Source organism: Candidatus Poseidonia alphae, from assembly GCF_943787815.1.
Classification (GTDB): Archaea; Thermoplasmatota; Poseidoniia; order Poseidoniales; family Poseidoniaceae; genus Poseidonia; species Poseidonia alphae.
In genome coordinates this window covers 89567-107388 of record NZ_CALSNW010000001.1, presented here as the reverse complement: position 1 = coordinate 107388, position 17822 = coordinate 89567, and the positions used below count along the sequence as shown (strand labels likewise).

The window sequence follows — 17822 nt, the reverse complement described above, 5'->3', positions numbered from 1 at the left end:
TCTCCTCAGTTCCCCTCCACAATCAGCCGGTAGGCAATTGTGCGTCCTGCCGATGGGGATTGGCGGACGACTTTCAAAACTCGGTCAGCAATCCAACCAGCCGCCAATGGCTTGTGGTCGGGGTTAGCCGCAAGCCGGGCCATGTCTTCTGCTTCTGCGAGTTCTTTGATGACCTGGACGACCGGGTCGGTGATCAGGATTTTGGGTAGCAATTCTTTGGCGAGGCGGTCTTCACCGGTCTCGATGTCAGGTTGTACCATATCCCATGGGGCGAGTTCTGACAACTCGATGGCGAGTTGGTCTTCTTCAGAGATGTTGGGCTCTCCAATGAGTTCTTGGTGAGGTACGAGAATGTGATTGAGTGCGTTGAAGCGAGAAGTAATCTCTGGGCGGTCAAAGTCATCAATGGCCTTTGAACGGATGGTGATCTTCTTGCTCTTCTTAGCAGCACGTCGGCGGGAGCCTTGTTCTGCAATGATGTTCATTGTGGTGACGAATTCTTCTGCGTCTTTGGAAATACCGAGGACAGAGGCCACTTCATCATGGCCCAAGTTTTTGATGTCGGTCATGTTACGGTCCGTGGCAAGTTTGTGAGCGTAATCCTCAGAAACTCCCAGTTCCATTAAGCGTTTTTTAGTTGCACTTTTTACTACCATTCTGACACCCCGCGAACACCCTTGCACAAGAGCCGGTAGATTCAGCAGGCGGGCCTGACGGGGTTCGAACCCGCGACCATCGGATTAAAAGTCCGACGCTCTACCTGACTGAGCTACAGGCCCAAAGTAGCAACTTGGGCTTTTCGTCCGACCTTCAAGGTGTTATTATACATTTCGGGGAGTGAGTGACCTGCACTCAAGGCGCCCGTTGAATTATGACTTCCGCCATAGGGTGATAAAAACTGCGTTTTGACCTTGTTTGGGCCGACATCGGCTTTGATGGACGCATAGGCTCTTGTGGTGGATTGGTTTGGGAAGCCTTGTGAAAACAGGTCCGAACTTTAGCGCCGAGGCCGCCGAGGAGGAAATTAAGCGCCTCGAACGACCTGCTCAAAAAGTGGTTTGGACCTCGCCAACACGCCAATCGTTTGAGTTTGATTTGCCCGTGACAGTTTATCCTCCTAGAGAAGATACATCCCTCTTGGCGGGAGCGCTCCATCGCTTGGGTCTGCCTCACGGAACATCGTGTCTTGAGATCGGGTGCGGCAGCGGGGCAGTGTCCATCCATGCGGCCACTTTGGGGTGGAGGGTTGTTGCTTGTGATGTCAATCCATTTGCAGTCGCTTGCACACGGCATCATGCCTCTTTGTACGGTCAATCAATCACGGTATTGGAGGGAGGGCCAGGTCCTGAACTTGATGGTGTTTCAAATCAGTGGGGGGGAGACGCTCATTATGATGTTGTCATGTGGAATCTTCCATACTTGCCTCAACCGCAGATGGGCGAGGATGTTTTGGGCCCGATGGAAGAATCAGCCCTCATTGATAGCGACGAAAGAGGGCTCTTCATTCGTTATGTGAAACGGCTTGCTAGCGGACAGTTGCTTAAACAGAAGGGGGTCGCCCTTGCAGTCGTCTCAAGCCTGCTCGATGGCCGGCATGCGTGTTCAACTGCATGGAAGCACGGGTTGGCTGCCCGAGTCTTGTCAGAAAAGGAATTCGAAGACGGAGAATCGCTTGTTCTGATCGCTATGTGGCACCCTTACTCTGGAAAGGAATGCATGCATGAGGCGGTTGTTGAAAGTACCAATGCCATTTTGTTGGAGAATTCATACGCCGTCGGAGTCCGTTGTACGGCGGATGTCCAGCACCAGGGTCGAGGTCGTAGAGGGCGGACTTGGGAGTCCCTGACGGGCGCTTTGGCCGCCTCTTGGGTCGTCGAAGATGGGACCAATTCTCTTCACAAGCCGGCTGACCAAGTACATCTTGGATACAACCTCTTGAAATTGTTTCATTCATTTGGACCAGACCGCATCTGTCTAAAATGGCCCAATGACCTCTACGTACGTTCTTCATTGTCAACTCCTTGGAAAAAATGTGCTGGAGTCTTGTTTGAAGGGAGGACGATGGGCAGCGGGCAACGGACCGTCCTCGGGATCGGTCTCAATGTCACGGCTCCTTCCGATTCAAAATTTGCAGGTCTTGCTGAGCTGAGTCAACTTGCAGAGGGGGAGGACCTTCTTGGTCAACTTCACGCAGTAGTGGCCTCAATGTTTGAAGTTCTTGATGCGCCAATAATTCCGTTGACTGTTCCGTCCGGAAAAGACCTTGATGAGGCCTTGGTATTCGGTTCGTTGGCCTTGGGGCCTGTGCTCTATAGGGGTGGGGAAGTCCATGTTTCGGGCTTAAATAACCACGGGTCCCTCCGGTTCGAAACAGAGTTGGGTGCGAATATTTTGTTGGACGACCCCGATGAGTTGGAATGGTCAAACATCTAGTTCCGCATCGAGGATTTCATTTTCATTTTCATCTTGAGTACCTTCGCGTTGGTACAAACCGTATGCTAAGATCAGTCCTCCGATTGGGAAGGGCAGCATATCGATCATGTATTTGCGGTCAATGTCGAGGTCAAACGTCGCCCCAACGCCCTTGGTATCGATTTCATAGGTGTAATAACCTCCCTCGTCAATCTCTAAGGCTATCGACTTTGTTTCACCGCTTGCAATGTCGATGTTTTGAGCGCTTAGAATCGTTCCGTCTTCGGCTTTCAACACCAACCGCACGGCGGTGTCGTTCTCTGGGGTAATGCCGATTTCAAACGAATCCCCTGCCCACATTGACGCTCCGTTGACGTAGGGTGGGCTTTCCTCTGCATGCTCGACGGGGGTGACCCATGCAACCATGAAGAGCCCACCGAGTAGAACGGTGACTCCTGTGAGGATGAGCGCATCGCTCATCTTCATTTTTGGTGCTGTTCCTCCACCGCCCATGGAGTGGCCAATCGATGACCGACCATGAAGGTTAGGCTCCCTAACCCTTCCTTGATGGCTTGGGAAGGGCCATTCGTTCCCGGACCAGGCGTATTTTCCCGCTGGTCGTGATGCATTTGATTTCCATTCTTCGGATTGCATCTTCGGTTTCGAGCAGTGCTCGTATTCCTTTTGTTAGTTCCAAAGGGACTTGTAAGATGGCTACCCCCAAATCACTGGCGGTCAGTTCGGTCGTTGTATTGAGGTGTTGCAATGCAGTTTTGGCCGTATCGCTCTCACTGGGATGAAACTCCATCAATTTGATGGGTCGTTCTGATTGAAAGGTGGAAGCAACCGATGCGATGAGCCCGTTCAATGACGGCCGTGTTTGATATCGGCTGCTGACAAGAATGCCGATCCAACGGCGTTTGCCTCTTAGCGCCTTGCTCAACCGTTTGGCCATGGCTGTTCCAAACATTCCTGCTTCATGACCTTTGAGTCAAATCTTACCATAGTATGAAAAAAGGTCAACCACCACCAGCCTTTGTGGACGAGAGACAAGTTGGGACCTCCCTTCCGGCGCAGGAAGAGGGCGAGGGGACCTCAACAAAACTCAGCGAGTTGAAGGGTAACGATCCGTCGTTAGGTGCCCTAATCAAGGTGCTTTTGGACGTAAAAACGCTGCCTCACGTGATTCTCATTTTTATTATTTCATCCCTGTTCTATCTTCTGTCGACCAAAGGCGCCGAACGACTCAGTGCAATGGGGTTCTTATCCCTAACAGGAGGTTACCTCGTTATGGGGTTGCTGTCAAAGTACGAACGAATTGACCGACTTACACGCCTTCCAGATTTGACCGATGCAGTTGAGGCGGGTCGGATCAAGCGGTTCTTTTTCTCATTCCGAATCTGTTTGCTTCCCCTAGCATTTTCACTGGGTTGGATGTTGTTGCTGCTCGCAGTATTGGGTGGTGACGGCCTTGGAGAAAGCATACTTGAATCGCTACCGTTTGTGATGGGAAGTTTGTTTGTATTCTGGGCGGTGATGCAAGGGAGAAGTTTTGGACACTGGTTGTCTTCAGTCGCCGCTCTTCGATTGCCCGATGATGGTCCACGAAACGGAGGCCTGAATCTCGTGGTCGGCGTTCATCTTTTGCTGCTCGTCGTTCTTTCAGGATTGATTCTTGCCGGTGTTGAATTCCTTCAAGGAGAGGGAGATGGATTGGCTCAGGACGTCGCTGAAAATGGCCTTTTCTTTCTCGCCTTTGCAGGATTGTTTTTGGCCTCTACCCTTCTGACTTGGAAGCTTCGAGTTGTGGCCTCAAGACATCGCTCCCTGCATCGTTTTTCTTCACGCTGGTTCTTGCTAACTCAAGCCTTGATTACATGGCATTTGTTGACCGTTTGGCGTCATACTGTCATGTCCACTGGAGGTCCAATCATGTTGGTTGAGGAATTGGTATTGATGATTTCGACGGTCTTTATGGCCATATGGGGGTTGACTTCGCGTTCCTACAAATCCGTATATCGGTTGGTAGATGAGCACAATGCATTGCCGATTGGACTTGCCTTTGGCTATGCTTATGCCGGAAGTGTAGCCATGTTGACGACCGTTCTTGTTGACATTCGTTACGTCATGATCACCGGCCATATCGTTGTGATTCTCACGTTCATGTGGATGCAACGAAGGGTCTTGATGAGTGTGCTTGCCGACCACGATTCGACCGTGGGAATCATGCGTACGATTCGTGAAGTTCCCGTAGAGGACACGTCGGACAAAGACGGCGGGCGTGGAGATGACCCGTCAGTCTCCAGCGGCTCCGTTGATGCGGAGGGGGCCGGTGGTTCAGCCGGTATTGCCGTAAGCGAGGAGTGGTCTGAAAACAACTCAAAGGACATCGGCCAGGGCGTTGAATGGAGTGCAGAAGACGTCATTGAGTTGGTTGACGACTAAGCTGGCTTGATTCCAGAAAGCAACGTGACGACTCGAATCGTATCGACCAAATCTTCACTGACTCGGGCTCCGAGAATAACCTGGGCGTCGTCGTCGAGGGCTGAAGTAAACAATTCGGCTACTGCATCAACTTGGCCAATGGTCATTCCAAGTCCACCTTCAACCTGAATCAAACATCCTTTCGCACCGCCGACATCGAGCGCAGCAAGCGGTGCCTTTAGGGCTGATTCCAAGATTCCCTTTGGGTCATCCGGGCGGCCAATTCCGACCAACATTGTGGCCATTCCCTCTTGGTCCACGATGGCCCTTAAGTCCATCAAGTCCAGATTGATGAGTCCCATTCGCATGAGGGTCCGAACCAATCCGTCTACCAAGTCTTCGATCCATTCGGCGCCCATCTGCCAGCTCTGACCCTTTTCTCGTGCTTGGCGAGCAAGGCGTTCTAGCGACAATCGGACCGTGACATGAGCGATGCGCTCCAGCCGGTCAAATCCGTCTTCAGCAAGAGCCAGACGAGTGGCTTGGGCCTCGAACGGTAGGCCGGCAACGGCGAGGACGATGGCTCCTGATTGTCGTGCCTGGCGAGCAAACTCATGGGCGGCTCCGGTTCCGACTCCTCCTCCGAGGCCGGTGAGAAGAATGACCAGCTCGGTGTCCTTCAGGAGTTGCTGAGTCAATTTGTTGAGTCCTCTCATTCGTTGTTCAGCAAGCGGCGGTAAGGCAGCACAACCCATGCTGTCCAGGGCGTGTCCAAGGCGGAGGACATGAATGGTTTCTCCGGTCTGGAAACTGCTGTCATCTGCATCAATCAAAGCAAGATGGGCCCCCTTCCCGCAGCGCTTGTAGGCTTGGTGTGCCCACGAACAGCCAATTCCCCCGACCCCAGCAATCAGGATGTTGGAGGGGTCCATGGGCGGCAATGACCGAAGCATCTCCTTGAACTTTGGTGTGCGCGGTGTTGGACTTTAATCCACGTAGCGGAGGTATCGGCGTCTTGCATCCCTTGCCCAAGCGTTGTCGGGCTCGAGGGCAAGAACCCGGTCGTAGTATTGAATTGCATTTTCAAATTCCGATAAATATCGGCCGTACAAGTGGCCAAGGTTCGAAAGAACAGGGATGCACTCTTCGTCGCCTTTGAGCATTCCAAGAAGTATTTTTTCAGCTGCCCCAAGGGCTCCCTTGAGCATCAAATCCTCGGCCTCGTCAAGCAACTCGAGTTGTTTGTCGGAGAGATTGTAGGTGTTGTCGAAGGTATGATTTCCCATGGGTCTCATCCTCTCCGAACGGGTCGCCCTCCATCAAACCTCCTCCCCGCCAAACCGGCCAAAATAAGCCTTGGGGGCCTGTTGTTCATTTTTCGTGAACAAACGCTACACTGCGCCGCAATTTTTGTGGCGTTTTGCTGACAATGTTTAAGGAGTCCGTACAAGTCGGAAACATGTAAGGGTGAGGCTATGCTCAAAACCACACGAACGTCCCGAACTTCCCTATTGGTCTTGGTAGGGCTTCTTCTGGTCATTCCAGCACTCGCATCTTCCTACCACGGGGGCATTGGTGGCCCCCAATCTCACCAGGGTTCAAACGGCGCCGTTGAAATTGACGACGTTGCTAAATCTGGCTGCCTCTGCCACAATGAGGTCGCAGACAACTCCGTCCAAATTATCCTTGACGATGTCCCCTACGGCTGGGTTGCCGGCGAAACCTACACCCTCCGCCTCCAATTGATTGGCGGACCGGAAGCCACGGGCGTTTACACGGCAGGATTTGCGATGCGAGTATCCCTCGGAACGCTGACCGGAGACGACGTCCAAAACTGGGAAATCGACGGCACCGTCGACGAACAGACACTTACTCACACGGAAGCATCAGCCGCAACCAGCGATCGCTCATGGACTTTTGATTGGGTGGCACCAGCGGAAGCAGAAGCTGGCGCTGCAACCTTCTGGATTTCGGGCAACTCGGTCAACGGAGACCAAGGGCCGGGCGTCGAGGACCGATGGAATCAACTCCAATTCGCCCTTACTGAAGGCGACGACGCATCAACTGCGCTCGGCACCCGCACCCTCTTTGCTGGCGATGGAAACGTCAGCCCTCCCGAGCCTGACCATCATGGCGTTGACCTCCACCACATGGGTGCTAAGTTGCGTGCCCACTGGCTTGGATTGCTTGGATTCGGTGCTGTGATCGGAGTTATCGTCTTTGCCGGTCTGCTTCTCCGCTATGGCTTCTCTACATCCTACAAAGGCCGAAGCAACCAGCTCAGGTTGCGCTACAAACTCAATCGAAGAGGTGACCAGTGATGGACGACACAATCACAATTTTGTTGCGAGGCGTCGCCGATGGCTCGGTATCGATCGATGATGCACGGACTGCTTTGGAAGACGTGAATTTGACCGAAGACCAAATGACCTCCGCCATCGACCATGGCGTATTCAATCTCGCGGAGTCCGGAACCATCGTGAGTGCTTCTCTTGCCCCTTCTGGAGGCTCCTACCTCACGATGTTTTTCTTGGGCTGGGGTCTGTTTTGGATTTGCTACTGGAGTTTCTCAATGATTTACGGCCTCGCAAAGGGTTGGGATCAACAACAACTCTCCTTCCATCTCGCCATGACCTTTACCACGCTCATCATGGTCGGCGTAATCTATCTCAAATTTGTTTTACCTGATACGATCATTGTAAAGCATTCTCAGAACAAGTTTGTTCCTGAGCACATGAAGGATTGGCGGGAGTACAAGTGGTGATGAAACATGGCGCGTGAATACGAACTCAAACCAGCACCCAGTGAAGGCGCAGCAGATCTTCTTGATGCCGCTACTACCATCAATCGTCGTCAATTCCTACGCTACGGATTCAATACCGCTGCAGGTGTCCTCACGGCATCGTTGGGTGTGCTCGGCTTTGCTTCGATTTTACTGCCTCCTGGCGGCGGTGGCGGCGGGGATTTGGCCGTTAAGTTCTGGGCGAAGGGCCGTGAAGACTCTGCCTGGTACGGTGCGCAACACCTGCAATCGATGACCAAGAGTTCCTTTGTGGCCGAGGCCGCAGCATCCTCAACAAAAACAGCTGGAGCCTCTGGCGTGTGGAACGGAGTTCCTGTCGTTGTCATGTATGTTGAACATTCAAAGTATGCAGGCACCCCCGATGCCAATGGAAAAGCACGCTTCCAGTTCACTGAAGGTATTGATGAAACTGGGAAATACGTTGGCCACTTTGATGACCTCGCTGAAGCGGATCCTCGTTTGATGCCAAGCGAAGACCTCGTCATGGTGTTTGGTCGTTGTACGCACTTGTGTTGCATCCCAGGTTGGCAACTCGTTTCAAACTCCTACACTGAGGACTCATGGACTCCCGGCGGTGGAGATGATGGCGGAACCAAACTGTTCTGCATCTGCCACTCCTCTCGTTTTGACCCAACCGTTCTTGAAATGAACACAAACCGTAACCGGTCCAACGGTGCAACATTCAACTACGCTGGAATCCGCCGTTCAGGCGGGCCAGCACCGGTGGGCCTCCCCATCATTCCCATTCAATTGAATGGCGATGTTTTGGAAGGTCTTACAGACTACGTGGATTGGTACACATATTGTGACTGAGGTGATATGATGACGACAATGTTCTGGATTCTTTGGTTCTTCATCGCCTTTTTGGTGGTTCTTGTTGCGTTTACACTGCGCAAGGAAAATCAAGACATGCCCCGCCGTGACATTCTACGTGCTGTAGAATCGACCGGCAAGATGGGCGTGGCCGAACGGTCGTTTTTGTGGGTCTTTTCATGGCTTGATACTCGATTCCGTCTCCAGGACTACTGGAACATGTCCAAAGGCGCATATTACAACATGCACCGTCAGATGCCCCTTACTCACGCTGAAAAGTACAAACTGCGCATCATTTGGTACTGGTACCCCCTCTACTGCCTTGGAGGAATTTCCTTCCTTTCATTCATTATCTTGGTCATTACAGGAACCGTGCTTGGAATTTACTATGTTCCCGGCGGAGAAGGAGATCCATCTCCCGCCTATGCGAGCATGGAATACATCATGACACAACTTCCCTTTGGTTACATCCTCCGGGCGGTTCACCACTGGACGACCCACTTCATGGTTGCAAGCGTCTTTTTGCACATGTGCCGTGTTTACTTTACAGGTGCATACCGAAACCCACGTGAACTTAACTGGCTCATCGGTGTTGCCTTGATGGCTCTTACCATCGTATTCGGATATTCTGGATACCTCTTGCCGTGGGACAGCCTCGCATACGGTGCCGCAATTATTGGAATCAACTTGGCCAATTCAAGTCCGCTGGTTGGAAAGTACGTTGCAACATTGCTGTTTTCTGGCTCTGAATTGACTCCTTTGACGGTTACACGCATGTACTTCATTCACGTGTTCATCTTACCTGTAATCGTTACAACGCTCATCATCATACATTTGTTTATTGTCTGGGTACAAGGCATTGCGGAGCCGCATTGATACAGAGGGGAAAATATGGGATTAATCGATAATTTTGGCAGAGTCGCCTCCATGTATATGGAGGAAAAGCAACACCTTCAGGAAGCTGAAGAGAAGCGTAAGCGTACCCGAACAGGACACGGATTTTGGCCACATGAAGTTCTTCGCGACAGCATCATTTTCGCATCGATGCTTGCGATCCTTCTGTTCTATGCATGGCTCATTCCGCCACCGCTTCACGGTGCGGCTGACCCCTATGCACAAGCAGGGTTCGTTTTCCCGGACTGGTATGTTCTGTTCTCATACGGATACTTGCGATGGGGCGAATATTTGCCTCAATTCGTGGTACCTACCGGTTTCATAGGGGAAATTGTTGGTCAACCCATGTTCCCTTGGAACGCTGCATGGTGGGGCGCTGCACTTACTGGAATTCCAGTGGGTATTCTCGCACTTCCCCCGTTCCTCGGTGGCCGTGAAAAGCGACCTGTAGAAGACCCATGGTTCGCTGCAGCGGGTGCAGTTTATCTCGCTCACATTTGGTTCATCTCTGTGTTTTCAATCAACATCTTCTTGGAACTCTACGGAAAGAACAGGTCTGATTTCTGTAAATTAGATTCACACGGCGATTTGTTGTGTGGTTATCGGGAACCGTGGATTGCAGAAGTCTTCAATTCAATACCGTGGGTGATGACCGGGGTTCTGATGTGGATTGTCGTTTACTTCGTAGGTCGAGGACTCCTCGTTCGTGCTTGGGGTACCAGTTTTAACGTGGCTAAGAGCCGTCAACTTTTGGTTGGCGCTCTGCTTATCTCAACAGCAGCAACCGTTGCTACCTTCGATACATACGACGATGGGTTTTGGGATGCCAAAGGTCTCCTGACCATCAAAGATTACGGTGAACTGGAAGCGATGCGAACTCAACCCGTTGACGTTCATGTCCACGATACCAATGAATTTACTGATGACCGAGGCTGGTCTGAATCGGGAGTTGTTCCGACTACAGCATTCTTGAACTGGAACATTTACCAACCTGCAAGGTACATTATCACGGACTTTGCTGATGCAAACGGGCATCAGGACGCAGCTAATGGAATCAATGCTGCCGCAGGCTCACAAACCTTCAACGGAGGCGAAGGCTGGAGCACCAACGGTACCTTTGATGTTACTGAAGATACAAACTCGTTCCCCGATGGTCACCCAGAAGAGTTTGAGTCGCTCACTTCGGATTTCGCATGTGAGTTCCGTTCAAGCGAGCGGAAGATCAACGGTGTATCGACTCAAAGCATGGTGACTACCACACTTGTTGTGACCAACGCCGCAGGTTCTGAGGTTGTATCCTTCTCCAATTGCGAAGGCGCTACGACCGAGTTGACTGTCGGTACATACTCCTACACCTACGACGTTACCGTCAACGGAGCCCTTGCCCTGAATGACAGCATCACGACCGAAACCAGTTTCTCGATGAAATCTTTCCAGCCGCTCCTCGTCTGGGATGAAAATGCTCCTGCAACACTTGCAGGCCACACCGTGAACCTTTCCAGTGCCGAAGAAATGGCACTTGGTGGCTCAGCCTTCTCATCGATTGAAAACCCAACCTACCATACCAACCCTAAATCATTGGATGCAAAGTTGACGTATGCTATGTTCATTCCTTGCGTTACCTTTGGAGCCATTGTCTTTGTCTTGTTGCGATACATGGCCCGTGGCTATGAGTTTGAGATGAACAAATGCTACGGCTGTGACCTTTGTGACGATGCTTGCCCGGTTCGATTGTTTAACGGTGGAGATAAATTGAACATCATTTACAACACTTGGAACAACGAAGACGACGGTGTACCGATGTATTCCTGTCTCACGTGCTCAGCATGTACTAATGCATGTCCACAACTTGTTGACTACGACTCATACGTTGATATTCGCCGAAGTCTCATCGTCGGTGGTCCACAAGCCGAGATACCTCACACCGTCCTACAGGCAGTTCTTTCTGCGGAAGCCGACGAAGCGGCTGATGTGGAATTCATCGCAACCGAAGATTACCCCATCACATCGAACATTGGTTACTATCCTGGTTGTGTTGACTACCTTGACCAAGAAATGGTATTCTCACACGTTAACGAAGGTACCATGAATTTGGGCGACTCCACCACTGCGGCTTTCACGCTCTTTGAAGAGATGGGAACCGATGTTTCTTACTTGGGCCGTGACTTCTTGAAATGCTGTGGTCACGACCAAAAGTGGCAAGGCCTCGATGAAGTCTTTGAGAAGCTCAAGGCTTACAACCAACGCAAGATCCACGAATCTGGTATTGACACGCTTGTTTCTTCTTGTGCAGAATGTTTCAGAACGTTTGCCCGAGACTATGAGTTGGAAGACGTCAAAGTCATGCATACCACCGAATTCCTCATTGAACAAGGCTTTGACATGAACCTGAAGTCCGAAGAAACCACGGTGACATACCACGATCCATGCCGTCTTGGCCGCCAAATGGGAATTTACGACGAGCCTCGGGACCTCATCAATGCGGTCGAAGGTGTTGAGATTGTCGAGATGGAACACCATGGAGAAGACGCCATGTGTTGCGGTGTTTCCAGTATGATGTCTTGCAATGAAGACGCTCGTTCCTTGAGAGTTTCCCGAATGGAAGAAGTTCGTGCAACGGGAGCTGAAACCATGCTCACATCATGCCCCAAGTGTGTCTCTCACTTTGAGTGCCTCAAGTTTGAAGGCGATGAAGCATACGAAGACATTGAAATTTTGGATGTCGTTTCATTCCTTGCTCGTCAAGTTAACGAAAAGAAGGCGCAAGCAGTTGAGTCCAACGTTGGCGAAACTGTTGAAGCTTGAAGTCAAAGTGAATCGTTGAACTTCGTTGCATCCTCAGGATGCGGTAACGACGGTACGAATGGATTCGTTTTTAGTCGTCCGATTCGTTTTCTTCATCCTCGTTCATACCTACGATTTCGTAGTTTGACGGGAAGAGAGCAACGATGATTCCGGCCAATAGAGAAATAAATCCCCAGGTGAAATTCTGATAGTAGATCAGCAACTCAAGTGAAAGTGCAACCAAGAAGAGTCCTCCAATGTTTGATGTCCAAACGAGCGTCTTGAACGTTGATAGGCTTACTCCAGTGGTGCCTGGGTTACGGTAAGGTCCGAACTCCCCGCCAAATCGTTGAGCTGATGGGTCTTTTCCTTTCTTTGACATACTATCATCCTACCTCATCGGTCAATCATGGTGATTGCGTCCGTTGGACACGCAAGAACGCACAGCCTGCAACCCGTGCAGGGGTCTCGAATAATTTTGGCCTTGCGATTGCTTTCCACTGAAAGTAGCGGGCTTTTGACATCAACAAAATAGAGTTCAATCGCATCATCATCACATACGATGGTGCATTGGTCACAACCGATGCATTTCCGTTCTTCAACGAAGGCGACGGTTGTTTCGCCTCCTTTTGTATTGGCGCGTTGCTCACCTCGTTGGCGATTGAGAGCCGTGCGGATTCGCATGGCTTCTTCTTCTCGCCGGCGACGCAACTCATCAGGGCTGGTCATGTTGTCACCACCGTTGGAGGTTCCCCTTCAAACTTGGCAACGGTCAAGTTGACCAACACGTCTCCAAAGCAATAGAATGCCCCTACAAGAAGAGGTGGATTCCAAGCGGTTAATCCAGTCCATGGGACCTCATTGGCCCACGTCCAATTTTGAAGATAGGTTCCAAGCAACTCCATTGCAAGAGCAGCCCATGCCATCGCAGCGTAGAGGCGAGGTTGAGGCCCCCACTGCGTGAATCCAAGGACAAGAAGAAGAAGGAATATTCCAGATGTATCTCCTCCCGTCCATAGGCCATACAGCACCATGGGTATGAAGGGTAGCAAAAGGGGCATAGCCCAAGAAATCTTCAATCGAAGAGCAGCTCGTCTACCGAAATCAAAGAGAAAATAGTGCCCTGCTGGAACAAAGAGCGGCATGAGGTCCCGCTGATATTCATAAACAAGCCAAACTTCTGAGAAAAACAACTCCATTGGTGTCGCAATAGCAACCACCGTAAGCATCTCGATACGCTCTTTTTGGTCGGTTGACGCATAGATTCGTGCGAAGAGTGCCCAACACCAAATGTTGACCGGCCATTCCGCCAGAGAATCAGGGAGTAGACCTCCAAGGGCCGTTGCTGAGATCCATAGGCCAATCGCAATGGTCCCAACGTACCAAAGCGAGCGGTTCATGGTACAGGGGATGAGGTTCTCCATTTCAGTTTGACCGCTCAATATGGTGCTCAATCTTCACGCCGTTTTTGACCATCAAAGAAAGGGCTCGGTCCAGAAATGGCGAGGGGAGTTCTTCGGGGGAGTAAACCCCAGGTGAGAGAATGTCAGTGTTTTCACATAGGGTGAGGGCGGTTGCGAGAGTGACGAGCCCGGTTGTTCGGGCCATGGATGAGTCGCCTTTGGAACCGCTGTCCTCAACACGCCAAATAAATCTCTGAGCATCATTTTCTGCCTTGACTTCCATCCATGTGAATTCACTGCGATCTTTGTCAAGAGTCCATGATTCCAAGAGTGAATCGAGGTTCAATTCTCCAGCGTCTCGCTCGTCAATGTAGCGTTGAATATGGCCTGGCCAACGAACGGTGTATTCTGACATTTCATCCGCTTTCATTGTGAAGAGCAGGGACCTTAGCCCGTCGGAAAGAAAGGCCTCCATAGACCCCTTCCCCGCGACTTCAATGAGGTGTCGCTCATCAAGAGCTGGCAGTGTCGTTACAGTGGCTTCTCTCACCACACGGGCAGGCCGTGTGTACTCTGCAATGACATCTGCCGGCGAAAACGGTGCCATGTAAGACCAATCGTCATCAGGTTGAGAAGGATTTCCACCGACACGGATTTCAGCATTTCTAAATGTTCCAAGTTTGGTTTGTGCTTCAGCGAGCAACATGTTGGAGAGGCCAGGGGCAATTCCGACATCCCAAACAACGGTGGCATTTGATTCAACGGCGAGTTCGTGAAGACGGTCTGGAGTTTTTTCCGCAAAGGAAAGGTCCACAAGGGTTCTGCCGAGGCGAACAAGGTCCTCAGTACACCCTCCTCCAATATCGCCAGGCAACATGTTGACCACCAACCCATCGGGAAGCATGTCAAGCCTTTGGGTAATGTCTCCAACGTGCATGGTAATTCCCTGCGTAGAATTCGGTTTGAGGTCGTACACGTGAACGTCGTGGCCTGATTCTACCAGATGCCGTACAACAAAAGCCCCGACTAAGCCGCTTCCAAGGCAATGGATTGTCGTCATCATGGTTCACCGCTCAATGTTCGACTCAGCACCCATGGCCAGCATGCTCAATTCTGCGAGAAGCGCATGCCAGCCGTGAGCGTGTTCTCCGTACATGTGGCCGGAGTTCGAGTAATCCTCAAACCGTGCGCTTGGTGAATTAAGGTTATCCATGTCCGATTTTTTAGGATTAATTCTGTAAAACCACGCAGCGGCCTCACCGTCAACAAGGTACACAACTGGTTCAACAGGTTCGCCTTCTTCGGTAAGCATGGAGGTGGGAATTCCTTCTTGGATGAGGTAATTATCCACGTCAGCGCCTCCCTTTGCATAACGAAGTTTGTTGATTTTGCGATTGGAGAGGTTTAGTATTGCGTCTCCCGATGTCAATACCATGATTCCTAATCCGTAGGTCCCACGGTCGTTCTTCATAACCACAGCAGGTTGCCTTTCAATTCCCAAAGCATCGTATTTGGATTGGATGTTTGCAAGAAATGAATCAATCTCACCAGCAAGTTTCGTACGGCACCCGATTTCAGTAAGGCATTTGTCTTCCGAGACAAACCATTCGGGCATCAAATGCCATGGGTCAATCTGAAGAAGTTCTGCAATTTCGTCAACGTATCTTTGCAAGCATGAATAATGTTCAGATTTTCTTCGTTGATGCCACCCCATAGCAGCAGGCGGGGATACGTTGGGTGCAGTAAGTCCCGGCAATTTTCCATTGGTGAGGTCGTTATTGAGGAGGATAAGGTCGGGTTTCAGTCCTCCTACCAATAGATCACCGTCTCCGTTCAGAGCCACTTGGTCAAGCGTTAACGGCCCCGAAATCCCTTTCAATGAGCCTAATTCTTCAAGTTCTGGCGACCCAATGGTGCACTTGAATCCCGCCGTCTTGATCAATCGTTGAATCGTCGCTATGTTTTCGATATAACCTTGGTTTCGTGTGTGGCTTTCAGGATATATGTGCACCCATGTGCAGTTTGGTTGAGTACGCGTGATGTGAGTTTTGAACAGGTTCGAGAGAGCATCAAGGTCTTCCTTTGCGACATTGTTGAATCCTGCAGGGAAATGGTTGGCATCAACAACACCAACCTTCCACCCAGCATCTCTAATGTCAACACTTCCATAAATCGGAATGGGTACTTCTTTTCGCTTCGCACTCATCCAATTCGTAATCAATTCCCGCTTGGATTCAAGCAGGGCGGTTATGTCGTGTACATACGTCATGGTAAAACCTCGCTGAGTAGGGTGCTGACATCTCCGACCCTCTTGACTCTTCCACCTTCAATAAGGTGCATGGACTCGAACAGTCCTAGTCCAAGGGCAAGTTCAGACTGTCCTTTGAAGACCGGTGAGAGGCGTTCGTACTTGGCAACCAGTTGTTCTGTTTCTGAAGAGAATTCGTTAAGGAACGTTTGCAGCATGGTCGGAGATGTTGCTCTACCTGCCGGCATTTTTGGACGCCTGACAATTTCTTTGGGGAGTCCAGTGAGATTTGCGGCTTCTCGAAGGGCTGCCTTTTCCTCCATGCTTGAGGGCAATCTCCACTCCATTGGCAACCTGTTGGCGGCATTGAGATGAGGCGCTCCTAGAAACGGTACTCGTACTTCAAGCGAATGAGCCATGGAATGGCGGTCAACAAGGCGCAATTGGAAATTACTAAGTTGGCCATGATCCAATTCAAACTGGAGGAACGTGTCAAGGTCCTTGGCCTGCTCCTCAGGTCGTTGGTGGGGTGAAAACCAGCCATCATCCTCGGTGAGTGGCCCTTCTTCTAGCGAAGTTTGCACGGTTGGGGGAAGGGACCGGAGCCGTTGACGCAGAAGATGAGCGTGCTGAGTGAGGTCTCGGTAGCGAGGATAGCCCGCATGCAATTCATCAGCACCTTGGCCACACAGTCCCACTTTGACTTTTTCAGCCATCGTCTCAAAGAGGGGTTGGAAAAACAGAACCGTTACGTCAATGTCTTCTCCGTGCCAAATCAAGTTCGGCAATGCGCGTTCAAACGCATCGGGTTCGAGGATGTGTTGATGATGGCGGAGGTCAAAATGCGAGGCGACCAGTTCCGCCGCTTTCCAATCTGGATTATCTTCGCTTTCTGCTACCGTCCAACATTCGGGTACGGGTTGTTCCGCTCGTGAAGCCGCTTCTTGAGCAACGGCTGCAACAAGGCTCGAATCAAGTCCTCCGGACAAAACGATACCAACGGGCACATCCGCCATCAATCGCTGTTGGACGCTGGATACGAACGAATCAAGGAGCACTGGTGCCTGAGTTGCCGGATTCCATGAGGGCTCAGGGGACACGATTTGTTGTCGAATGGTAGCTCTACCTGACATGAACGCCTCCCCATCATCGTTCAGCTCCCATGTTTCAACCGTCCCAGGGTGTACCTGTGTGACTCCTTTGAGCAGCGTTGTAGCATCAAGTGGGTATTCCCAAACCATCCGTGCAGCAAGGGCAACCTCGTCCAGTTTGGGGACATGTCGTTCATCCGCTCGCAGCGCTTTTACTTCACTGGCGAACAAGAGTGTACCTTCTACCTGAGTCTTGACCAATGGTTTGATTCCGAGGGAATCTCGGGCGAGAATAAGTTGTTGATTCAACCCATCCCACAGCGCTATTGCAAACATTCCGTCGAGCTGTTCCAGCCATGAGGCATGGTCGCTTGCGGTTGGACGCTGTTGACCGCTTGCAAGAAACCGGTCATGCAAAGCAAGAATGACTTCACTGTCTCCCGATGTGGTGAACGGGTAATGTTTGAGATTCGAGCGGAGTTGACGATGGTTGTAGATCTCTCCATTCACGATGAGTGTGCGTTCTTTTGAACCATGAATCGGTTGTTGGCTACCGTGAACATCCACGATGGCCAAGCGTGTGTGAGCAAAAGCGACGCGTTCATCGGACCAAACATTTTGACCGTCAGGCCCTCGATGATATTGGAGTTGATTCATTCGTTGAGCAACGGCGATATCGGGGTTGCCCAGCATCCCGCCAATACCGCACATGAGTCTCGGTAACTGGCCTTCCTTTTCAAGGAATGTTCAATCCTTGGTTGAAAAAATCACCAAAGTGGGTAACGGAACATTGTTATTGCGAGAAAAATAATTGCAAGTCCAAAACCAACGTAGTACGCAATTTGGGGCGGGTCGTTATGTTGGGACTCATCTGACATGGGCTCTCCTCTGTTGAAACCAAGAATGCCCCCCATTTGAATATGTTGAGCGAATTCGATGCAGAGGATTGT

The 17822-nt window shown here is 51.0% G+C and carries 18 protein-coding genes and 1 tRNA gene; 7 read left to right on the top strand and 12 right to left on the bottom strand.

Features of this window, described 5'->3' with window-relative positions:
• Positions 1-5 precede the first annotated feature (5 nt).
• Together AAA857_RS00565 and AAA857_RS00560 are read right to left on the bottom strand one after the other, a co-directional pair.
• Entirely contained in the window at positions 6-656 is a 651-nt protein-coding gene (locus AAA857_RS00565; RefSeq protein WP_338172009.1) for a DNA-directed RNA polymerase subunit RpoH/Rpb5 C-terminal domain-containing protein, read from the bottom strand.
• Positions 657-705: 49 nt separating this feature from the next.
• Positions 706-779 (bottom strand) — tRNA-Lys (locus tag AAA857_RS00560).
• A gap of 187 nt (positions 780-966) precedes the next feature.
• On the opposite strand from AAA857_RS00560, the gene AAA857_RS00555 reads away from it, so the two are divergent.
• A complete protein-coding gene (locus tag AAA857_RS00555) occupies positions 967-2433 on the top strand; it encodes a 50S ribosomal protein L11 methyltransferase (protein WP_338172007.1) in 1467 nt (488 codons plus the stop codon).
• Here AAA857_RS00555 and AAA857_RS00550 read toward each other — a convergent pair.
• Positions 2422-2925, bottom strand: a complete 504-nt coding sequence (locus AAA857_RS00550; RefSeq protein WP_338172005.1) for a hypothetical protein — start codon at positions 2923-2925, stop codon at positions 2422-2424. The genes AAA857_RS00555 and AAA857_RS00550 overlap by 12 nt on opposite strands.
• Positions 2926-2965: 40 nt before the next feature.
• A complete protein-coding gene (locus AAA857_RS00545) occupies positions 2966-3367 on the bottom strand; it encodes a hypothetical protein (RefSeq protein WP_338172003.1) in 402 nt (133 codons plus the stop codon).
• 83 nt (positions 3368-3450) lie between these two features.
• On the opposite strand from AAA857_RS00545, the gene AAA857_RS00540 reads away from it, so the two are divergent.
• Positions 3451-4857 carry a hypothetical protein gene (locus AAA857_RS00540; protein WP_338172001.1) on the top strand — a complete coding sequence of 469 codons (1407 nt, stop codon included), beginning with the start codon at positions 3451-3453 and terminating at the stop codon, positions 4855-4857.
• Here the strand turns inward: AAA857_RS00540 and AAA857_RS00535 are convergent.
• Both AAA857_RS00535 and AAA857_RS00530 read right to left on the bottom strand, forming a co-directional pair.
• The gene (locus AAA857_RS00535) at positions 4854-5768 is read right to left on the bottom strand and encodes a hypothetical protein (RefSeq protein ID WP_338171998.1); all 915 of its coding nucleotides are present in this window, start codon (positions 5766-5768) and stop codon (positions 4854-4856) included. The two genes, AAA857_RS00540 and AAA857_RS00535, sit on opposite strands and share 4 nt — an antisense overlap.
• Before the next feature lie 54 nt (positions 5769-5822).
• Positions 5823-6122, bottom strand: a complete 300-nt coding sequence (locus AAA857_RS00530; protein WP_338171994.1) for a tetratricopeptide repeat protein — start codon at positions 6120-6122, stop codon at positions 5823-5825.
• A gap of 189 nt (positions 6123-6311) precedes the next feature.
• On the opposite strand from AAA857_RS00530, the gene AAA857_RS00525 reads away from it, so the two are divergent.
• Genes AAA857_RS00525 through AAA857_RS00505 form a run of 5 tightly spaced genes read left to right on the top strand, consistent with a single transcriptional unit; the run spans position 6312 to position 12151 of the window.
• Positions 6312-7157: a choice-of-anchor V domain-containing protein gene (locus AAA857_RS00525; protein WP_338171992.1), complete on the top strand. Its 846-nt coding sequence runs from the start codon at positions 6312-6314 to the stop codon at positions 7155-7157.
• Positions 7157-7600, top strand: a complete 444-nt coding sequence (locus tag AAA857_RS00520; protein ID WP_338171990.1) for a hypothetical protein — start codon at positions 7157-7159, stop codon at positions 7598-7600. Before AAA857_RS00525 ends, AAA857_RS00520 begins: the two co-directional genes overlap by 1 nt.
• A 6-nt stretch (positions 7601-7606) precedes the next feature.
• On the top strand, positions 7607-8452 hold the full coding sequence (locus tag AAA857_RS00515; protein WP_338171988.1) for a hypothetical protein: 846 nt from the start codon (positions 7607-7609) through the stop codon (positions 8450-8452).
• A gap of 9 nt (positions 8453-8461) precedes the next feature.
• Positions 8462-9328, top strand: coding sequence for a cytochrome b N-terminal domain-containing protein (locus AAA857_RS00510; RefSeq protein WP_338171614.1), 867 nt, complete (start codon positions 8462-8464; stop codon positions 9326-9328).
• Between the two features lie 15 nt (positions 9329-9343).
• Entirely contained in the window at positions 9344-12151 is a 2808-nt protein-coding gene (locus AAA857_RS00505) for a heterodisulfide reductase-related iron-sulfur binding cluster (RefSeq protein WP_338171986.1), read from the top strand.
• A 70-nt stretch (positions 12152-12221) separates the two neighbouring features.
• On the opposite strand, the gene AAA857_RS00500 is transcribed toward AAA857_RS00505, so the two are convergent.
• Genes AAA857_RS00500 through asnB form a run of 6 tightly spaced genes read right to left on the bottom strand, consistent with a single transcriptional unit; the run spans position 12222 to position 17583 of the window.
• A complete protein-coding gene (locus tag AAA857_RS00500) occupies positions 12222-12512 on the bottom strand; it encodes a hypothetical protein (protein WP_338171618.1) in 291 nt (96 codons plus the stop codon).
• A gap of 14 nt (positions 12513-12526) precedes the next feature.
• Positions 12527-12859 (bottom strand): 4Fe-4S dicluster-binding protein, encoded by a 333-nt coding sequence (locus tag AAA857_RS00495; RefSeq protein WP_338171983.1) that lies wholly within the window; start codon positions 12857-12859, stop codon positions 12527-12529.
• Positions 12856-13530, bottom strand: coding sequence for a hypothetical protein (locus tag AAA857_RS00490; RefSeq protein ID WP_338171981.1), 675 nt, complete (start codon positions 13528-13530; stop codon positions 12856-12858). The genes AAA857_RS00495 and AAA857_RS00490 overlap by 4 nt, the downstream gene beginning before the upstream one ends.
• A 25-nt stretch (positions 13531-13555) precedes the next feature.
• Positions 13556-14596, bottom strand: coding sequence for a saccharopine dehydrogenase C-terminal domain-containing protein (locus AAA857_RS00485; protein WP_338171979.1), 1041 nt, complete (start codon positions 14594-14596; stop codon positions 13556-13558).
• 3 nt (positions 14597-14599) lie between these two features.
• Entirely contained in the window at positions 14600-15802 is a 1203-nt protein-coding gene (locus AAA857_RS00480; protein WP_338171977.1) for a glutamate--cysteine ligase, read from the bottom strand.
• A complete protein-coding gene (gene asnB, locus AAA857_RS00475; RefSeq protein WP_338171975.1) occupies positions 15799-17583 on the bottom strand; it encodes an asparagine synthase (glutamine-hydrolyzing) in 1785 nt (594 codons plus the stop codon). The genes AAA857_RS00480 and asnB overlap by 4 nt, the downstream gene beginning before the upstream one ends.
• Positions 17584-17822 lie beyond the last annotated feature (239 nt).